7 protein-coding genes are annotated in these 7,434 nt (G+C 49.0%); 5 read left to right on the forward strand and 2 right to left on the reverse strand.

The genetic code is table 11. The features are described from left to right. The first annotated feature begins 6 nt into the window (after positions 1-6). Positions 7-1,599 carry an amidase family protein gene (locus NT073_RS08365; RefSeq protein WP_297371612.1) on the forward strand — a complete coding sequence of 531 codons (1,593 nt, stop codon included), beginning with the start codon at positions 7-9 and terminating at the stop codon, positions 1,597-1,599. 68 nt (positions 1,600-1,667) lie between these two features. After that, positions 1,668-3,884 carry a penicillin acylase family protein gene (locus NT073_RS08370; RefSeq protein WP_297371615.1) on the forward strand — a complete coding sequence of 739 codons (2,217 nt, stop codon included), beginning with the start codon at positions 1,668-1,670 and terminating at the stop codon, positions 3,882-3,884. A gap of 90 nt (positions 3,885-3,974) precedes the next feature. On the opposite strand, the gene NT073_RS08375 is transcribed toward NT073_RS08370, so the two are convergent. Next, positions 3,975-4,910 carry a beta-1,6-N-acetylglucosaminyltransferase gene (locus tag NT073_RS08375; protein ID WP_297371618.1) on the reverse strand — a complete coding sequence of 312 codons (936 nt, stop codon included), beginning with the start codon at positions 4,908-4,910 and terminating at the stop codon, positions 3,975-3,977. Between the two features lie 280 nt (positions 4,911-5,190). On the opposite strand from NT073_RS08375, the gene NT073_RS08380 reads away from it, so the two are divergent. Genes NT073_RS08380 through NT073_RS08390 form a run of 3 tightly spaced genes read left to right on the forward strand, consistent with a single transcriptional unit; the run spans position 5,191 to position 6,496 of the window. After that, positions 5,191-5,640, forward strand: a complete 450-nt coding sequence (locus NT073_RS08380) for a hypothetical protein (protein WP_297371621.1) — start codon at positions 5,191-5,193, stop codon at positions 5,638-5,640. 42 nt (positions 5,641-5,682) lie between these two features. After that, positions 5,683-6,123 carry a DUF5990 family protein gene (locus NT073_RS08385; protein WP_297371624.1) on the forward strand — a complete coding sequence of 147 codons (441 nt, stop codon included), beginning with the start codon at positions 5,683-5,685 and terminating at the stop codon, positions 6,121-6,123. Positions 6,124-6,127: 4 nt separating this feature from the next. Beyond that, positions 6,128-6,496 (forward strand): nuclear transport factor 2 family protein, encoded by a 369-nt coding sequence (locus NT073_RS08390; protein WP_297371627.1) that lies wholly within the window; start codon positions 6,128-6,130, stop codon positions 6,494-6,496. A 71-nt stretch (positions 6,497-6,567) separates the two neighbouring features. Here the strand turns inward: NT073_RS08390 and NT073_RS08395 are convergent, their stop codons facing one another. Continuing rightward, a complete protein-coding gene (locus NT073_RS08395; RefSeq protein WP_297371630.1) occupies positions 6,568-7,140 on the reverse strand; it encodes a DUF2911 domain-containing protein in 573 nt (190 codons plus the stop codon). Positions 7,141-7,434 lie beyond the last annotated feature (294 nt).

Here is a 7,434-nt window from a genome sequence, read left to right on the forward strand (position 1 = left end):
ACCTGTATGCCACAACGAATCTGTCTTATCCAATTTTTACAAGTCTGTTCCTTTCTCATTCTGCTGGTTTTGGCTCCCCAGTTCTTCGCTCAGTCTCAACCCAAACCGTCCGCGAAGCAAAGCGTACCTGTTGACCTGCTCGAAATCACCATCAGCGATATTCACCGGGCTTACCGGGCCGGTTCGCTAACAGGTGAGCAACTGGTCAACGCTTATGTGGAGCGTATTAAGACCTATGACCAGTCCACTAAACTCAACTCCATCATTATCATCAACCCGGACGCCATAACTACAGCGCGTGCGCTGGATGCGGAGTTTAAGAAGACCGGAAAAATGCGACCGCTACATGGCATACCGGTTATTGTTAAAGATAACTACAACACAAAAGGGCTGCAAACAACGGGTGGCTCCATTGCGCTGAAAGGCTTTTTGCCGACCGAGGACGCTTATCAGGTAAAGAAGCTACGCGAAGCGGGAGCAATCATTCTCGCAAAATCGAATATGGCCGAGTGGGCTTTTACGCCCATGCATTCGCAGAGTTCTATACTGGGCGAAACGTTGAATCCATATAACCTGGCTTATGTTCCGGCTGGGTCGAGCGGAGGGACAGCGGCAGCCGTAGCCGCTAACTTTGGTGTTGTTGGTCTGGGGTCCGATACGGGCAATTCCATTCGGGGGCCATCGTCGCACAATGCGCTGGTGGGGTTACGCACGTCGCTGGGGCTGGTGAGTCGGTACGGCATTATTCCCCTCTACAGCCGCAATGATGTGGGCGGACCCATGTGCCGGACGGTGGAGGATGCCGTTCGGCTGCTGGACGCTACGTATGGGTACGATTCCAACGACCCGATTACCAAAAACAGTCAGGGGAAAGTGCCGAAGACGTACACCCAGTTCTTGCGGAAAGAAGGCCTGAAAGGCGCCCGCATAGGTGTTATGCGTCAACTAAGCGACAAGAACGTTCATCCGGAAATCAAACAGCTCTTCGATAAAGCGCTGGCGGACATGGCCCGGGCGGGTGCCGAAATTATCGACGTAGTCATCCCTGACTTCGATTCACTGCGGGCCAACCAGTCGTGCGCCGAGTTCAGAGCCGATATTGAAAACTACCTGCAAACCTTCGTGAAGCGCGATACGCTCAAAACCTTGGAGGATATTATCCGGATCGGCGGTTACTCGGACATTGTACGCGACCGGCTGACGTATCAGCAAACGCACTCGGGTCGTGCCCGTCACCCGGAAATTCCCTGTGGCGATCCCTTTACCGATCCCTTGCGCATTGCCTACCGGAAGGGTGTCGAAGCGGAAATGAACCGCCTTAAAGTCGATGCGCTAGTGTACCCGACCTGGAATTACCCGCCCGCGCTGGTTGGCGATGCAAAGGGCTACAAAGGTGATAACAGCCAGTTGGTGGCCCCCGCTACCGGTCAGCCGGCCTTTACCGTTCCTATGGGTTACACTACGGGCGATTTACCGGCCGGTATCCAGTTTCTGGGCCGCATCTTCGATGAGCCAACCCTCATTCGACTTACCTACGCCTACGAACAGGCAACCCACCATCGGATGCCTCCCAAACGGTTTGGGGCCATCGGGCAGTAGTGTTAAGTCAAGTTGTATATAACCACAACTTGATTTTAATTCAATCACGCATTACCAATTCTGAATTCATGAGTCGACCACCGTTACCGTCAATCAGCTTCTTGGCTAGTCTGCTTATCTGCCTGACTGGGTATTCCCTCCAAGCGCAATCGTTCTCCAAAGCTGAAATTGCCCGCTGGCAGCAAAAGGCCAAACAGGTGACCATCACCCGCGATACCTGGGGCGTTCCGCACATCTACGGAAAAACGGATGCTGATGTGGTGTTCGGGCTACTCTATACCCAGTGCGAAGATGATTTCGGGCGGGTCGAGGAAAATTACATCACCTCCACCGGGCGGTTGGCCGAAGTAGAGGGCGAATCGGCGATTTACCACGACTTGCGGGCGCGGTTGTTTCTTGACACGACGCAGGCTATTGCCATTTATAAGAAGAGCCCACTCTGGATGAAAAGCCTGCTGGACGCTTTTGCCGATGGCACCAATTACTACCTCTACACGCACCCCGAGGTGAAGCCCCGGCTTCTGAAGCGTTTCCAGCCCTGGATGCCGCTCATGTTTAGTGAAGGCAGCATTGGCGGGAATATCAGTGTAGTATCGACCGAGCGGCTCAAAGCGTTTTACGAGCAACGTAAGTCAACGTCATACATTGATTATACCGACCATTACGAACGCGAATCCATCGGCTCGAACGGCTTTGCCATTGCGCCCGCCAAAAGTGCCACCAAAAATGCCCTGCTGCTGATCAATCCGCATACATCTTTCTACTTTCGCTCAGAGGTACACATGGTTAGTCAGGAAAAACTGAATGCGTACGGAGCCGTGACTTGGGGGCAGTTTTTTATCTATCAGGGATTCAACGAAAACTGCGGCTGGATGCACACGACCAGCTATGCCGATTCGATGGATGAATACCTCGAAACCATCGAGAAAAAAGGCAACACGCTGTATTATAAACATGGCAAGGATCTGAAGCCGGTTCGTACCCAGAACGTACGGATTCCATATAAAACGGATGTTGGGCTGCAGTACAAAGATTTTACCATGTACTTTACTCAGCACGGCCCCATTGCCGGAGAGCAAGGCGGAAAATGGATTGCCATCGACATGATGAACACACCCCTCAACGCACTGTCGCAGTCGTATTTGCGTACGAAAGCCACCGGGTACGATAGTTTCAAAGAGGTAATGAAACTCAACGGCAACGCGTCGAACAATACCATCTTTGCCGATAAAAACGGGACAATCGCCTATTGGCACGGTAATTTTATGCCTAAACGTGACCCCAAATTTGATTGGGAAGAACCCGTAGATGGCAGCAACCCCGAAACGGACTGGAAAGGCCTGCATGCAGTCGATGAGATTGTACAGGTCCGCAACCCGGCCAGCGGCTGGATTCAAAACTGCAACGCCACGCCCTTTACAGTTTCCGGCAGTAGTAGCCCCGATAAGGGCAAATACCCCACCTATATGGCTCCCGATGCCCAGAACTACAGGGGTATCAATGCCGCTCGTGTCCTGAGTCAGAAGAAGGTTTTCACTCTCGATACCCTGATTGCCGCTGCCAACGACCCGCATCTGGCTGCGTTCGATGAACTACTGCCTCCCTTGCTGGCCGCTTACCAAACCGTTTCGGCCGCTGCTGGCAACCAGTCAAAAGACCTGGCTGAAGCCATCGACGTGCTGAAGACTTGGGATAAGTCGTACGGGAAAGCATCGATAGGGCAGACGCTGGCCATCTTCTGGGGCGAGAAAATTCAGAAGCTGGCCCGGAGCCGCGCGGCTGGCGACCAGCGATTCGATAACCTGTCGCTCACAGCATATACTATTAGCAGCACCTCACCGCAGGAGAAAGTAAAAGCCCTGACCGATGTCCTCTCTGACCTCACCCGCGACTTTGGCACCTGGAAAATGCCTTGGGGCGACATCAACCGGTATCAGCGACTAACTGGCAAAACACAAGAAACATATGACGACCAGAAGGCCAGCATTCCCGTTGGCTTCACGTCTTCGGCCTGGGGGTCGCTGGCGGCTTTTGCGGCCAAAACCTACCCCGGTACCAAAAAGCGGTATGGCAGCGTGGGCAACAGTTTCGTAGCGGTGGTGGAATTTGGCAAGAAGGTGAAAGCCCGCTCGGTCGTAACAGGTGGCCAAAGCAGCCAGCCCGGTACTAAACACTTCACCGATCAGGCCCCGCTCTACTGCGAAGGCAAGTTCAAAGACGTACTCTTCTACCCCGAAGACATACAGAAGCACGTGGAGAAGACGTACTATCCGGGAGAAAAGTAAACACATGTGGAGACTGGGAATCAGATACGCTTATGCCTTTCCGCTGTGAATCGGCCGGATAGCCTCTCGCCCAAAACAATGTCGGATCGTTTATAGAGAAGGTACTGTCGTTATTAAATGCTGATCTAGGGCATCAAGTACTTCGCTATCACAGGCTTCGTCGAACTTACGGGCAAAAAACTTATCGGAGTTGACCATATCGGGTAATTCACTGACGGAGATAGGCGTAAAATAACTGTCAGGACCCCGATCCCATTGCATGAAAGTCATTCGGTGATTATAGATCGTATTTCTGATTTTGTCTGGGGCATTCAACAAAATGGTTTGGAAAAAGAACTCCTCCGGCACAAATGTAGTACGAGCGAAATTAACGTAGGATGGGTTGGCTTTGGCAAAGTCGACCAGGTAGCGGGCAGTAAGTGGCTTCAACTGAAACCAATTACTGCCGAAATAAAGCTGGTGCTGCATGGGCAACTTTCTCGGAAGGCTGAATAGGTCGGAGAAGCGAAGTACCGAGTTGAAAAGCTTTTTACGAAAGTCTGTAGGTGCCGGATGCGGGTAGATAATGGTACGATGCGGTTTGATTGATAAATAATATTGTTCCACACGTTCCAGTATGTGCGGGCTGTCTTCGGTAACTAACGCATGATCGAGTATTGTCTCGTCGATGTGCTCGCTGAGCCAGTTCTGTAATACGTCATTAGGTACAATTGGATAATCCTGACCGCTAATGGTGATAATAAAGTCGGGTTGGTGACGCTGTTTTAATATGGCTTCAAACCCACGCAGATAAGCCTCTGATAAGGAGAAATTTCCCCAGGAAACAGTTTTTCGTTTAGGTAGCCATTGGATGGCGTTTGCGGGCACTTGACTAGCGGCCGACCAAAATCCGGTTAAAGGTGCTTTGGCATCAACATGTACGTAGAACATGCATTCCGGGTAATACAATCGCTTAAGTAATCGACCAAACTGAAGAGGGTTTTTATGCGCAAAAACTAAATACGCAATCCGTAACGGTTTTTCCATAACTTTAAAGCAAGTCATCTCCCATAAGAATACACCAACTATGGGCAGCTTATAAGTACGATGTGGATGAAGATAGATTTGACTACTGCTTTGTTACTGAAAACAAACTTGATCTTACTGTTATAGATTACAAGTTAACATAAATGATATTTAAATGTATATTAAATATACCTTTAAAGTCTATTGTATTTATTTAGTGGTATTTAATTTTCAGAAATTGCCTTTGAGTATAGTATGGCTTAAGTGTAGATAATTGAAATTGACCTTTCATTTCCAGCCCATGAACTACAAGACTTTACTACTCTGGTTGCCATTCAGTTCAGCCTTTTTTAGCTGCAGCAACACACCAGCTACCCCACCATTGATTGGTACCTGGGAATTGGTATCGGCAACGTCTACGGAGAAAGATTCGACGGTTTCGACCTTCGACCCGATGCATAAGATGATCAAAATCATTAACGCCACGCACTTCGCTTTCCTCAATCATGCGGTGTCGAAGAACGATTCGTCGGCAACGCGGTTCAGGGCGGGTGGCGGTAAATACACCCTGGCCGATAGTGTGTACACCGAAAATCTGGAGTACTTTACTGACAAAGCGTGGGAAAACAACAAGTTTTCGTTCGTTATAAAAATCGAGGGGGATACGCTGGTTCAGAAAGGTGTGGAGAAAGTAGAAAAGCTGGGTATCGACCATATCATCATCGAGAAGTACAAACGCGTGAACGATTAGTGGCCCGTAGTCCACGGTTTGCACTATAAATTAATCTGCTAAATGAAGCTGGAATTAACTCTACGCATAATTTTAGAGAGCCCACCCGTAGGCGTTGATTTTGCTCTTCAGAAGGGTAGTGGAACGGATTATCATATCCTTCAGAAACAAAGATCTACTAACCAGGATTTATTATTTGAGTGTACCGTTACTGTAAAGCATAGGCTTGATAGTCAGCCTGATTTTGCTGGAATTGTCGTTCAGGGAACACCTTCGAATCGGTTTATTTATATTGACATTGGTGCGAGTGCGGGGCAGTTGGACACTGTCTGGCGCCGACGATTGAAGGTGCCTTTGCGAGAAATAACACCAGAAATGATTGACGAGTCGGTTAGTAATCCTGCTTCGATTCTGGAAACAAAAGTGCCGGGAACAGGCAGGGACGGGGGACCAGCCTGCGGCACCGTAAAGCCGTTTATGGGTTGGTATGTTGCCACAAAATAAAATTATGAAACACCTCATTCAGGCTTACATTGAGGCCTATAATGCTAAAGATATACCGGCAATGCTGGCTCTTCTGGACGACCACATCGTCTTTGAGAATGTGTCTAATACATTAGGTATCACAAAGACTACGTCCAAATCGGAATTCGAACAGATAGCCATTCAGTCTGTGACTTATTTTTCAGAACGTAAGCAGACTATTCGCTTCCTTTTGGTGGGCACTAATGCTGCCGCTGTTGAAATCGATTATCAGGCTACGCTGGCACAGGATTTACCAAACGGCCTGAAGGCAGCTGATCAGTTGAGCTTACGCGGGGTAAGTTTGTTTGAAATACAAAATGGAAAGATTACCCGAATCAGCGATTATAGTTAACTACTAAAATAAACGAAAACAGGGTGCACTAACTTACGTCAGTACACCCTGTTTTCGTTTATTTTAGGCCCTTATAAGCCAATAGGAACGGCCACGACCGTTGTGTCCCAACCCATGTACATAACAGCGTTCTTAGCGTCTTTCTTGGCAAATTGAATAGAGAAGTTTTCTAATGGGGTTTCGGCCTTTTGTACCGGCACATTTACCCGAGCAACATCGAGCTTTTCATTGTAGCTATAAGCGCCCCATTGGTCAACGTCGGAGCTGAGAATGATTATCCATTCGTTTTCATTAGGAATGGTTAACAAAGCATAGCTTCCGGCCGGTATTTTTTTACCGCCGATCGTAACATCCTGATAAAACTTGATTTCGGGCGCTTCATTGGCACCGGCCCGCCATACCTTGCCATAGGGCACAAGCTTCCCGAAAACCTCACGGCCGTTCTTAAAGGGGCGATTGTAGGTGATGCGGACCATTGCCTTGTCGGTGCCAATTTTGGCGGGAGCAAACTTGCGGTCATGTGCATAGTCGTCCGGATAATACGCCATGTCCATCGGAGTTTTGTCGAGCCCCCTGAACGTCTGAGCACTGGCTGTTGCAATGGTAAAAAGAATGAACCCGAGAAGTAAAGCTGTTTTCTTCATGGTATTTTGACTAATGGTCGATGACGCTGTTAACATTGAATTGAGTTGTAGAGCTGAAAGATGTGAATAAAACATAGTTATCTCCAAATAACGTAAATACACTAACCAAAAAGACCCCGTTGCGGGGTCTTTTTGGTTAGTGTATCGTATGCTTATTCCACCGTTACGGACTTGGCCAGGTTTCGGGGCTGGTCCACATTGCGGCCCCGCATCACAGCAATGTAATAGGATAGCAACTGCAACGGCACCACCGACACCAGCGGCACCAGTATCTCATGCACCTTGGGAATCTCA

Source organism: Spirosoma sp. (genome assembly GCF_026391055.1).
Classification (GTDB): domain Bacteria; phylum Bacteroidota; class Bacteroidia; order Cytophagales; family Spirosomataceae; genus Spirosoma.

Excerpts from the sequence above, each read along its gene's own strand:
- NT073_RS08380 (WP_297371621.1), top strand. The coding sequence starts at position 5,191 with ATGAACTACAAGACTTTACTACTCTGGTTGCCATTCAGTTCAGCCTTT.
- NT073_RS08385 (WP_297371624.1), top strand. The coding sequence starts at position 5,683 with ATGAAGCTGGAATTAACTCTACGCATAATTTTAGAGAGCCCACCCGTA.
- NT073_RS08390 (WP_297371627.1), top strand. The coding sequence starts at position 6,128 with ATGAAACACCTCATTCAGGCTTACATTGAGGCCTATAATGCTAAAGAT.
- NT073_RS08375 (WP_297371618.1), bottom strand. The coding sequence starts at position 4,910 with ATGGAAAAACCGTTACGGATTGCGTATTTAGTTTTTGCGCATAAAAAC.
- NT073_RS08395 (WP_297371630.1), bottom strand. The coding sequence starts at position 7,140 with ATGAAGAAAACAGCTTTACTTCTCGGGTTCATTCTTTTTACCATTGCA.
- NT073_RS08370 (WP_297371615.1), top strand. The coding sequence starts at position 1,668 with ATGAGTCGACCACCGTTACCGTCAATCAGCTTCTTGGCTAGTCTGCTT.
- NT073_RS08365 (WP_297371612.1), top strand. The coding sequence starts at position 7 with ATGCCACAACGAATCTGTCTTATCCAATTTTTACAAGTCTGTTCCTTT.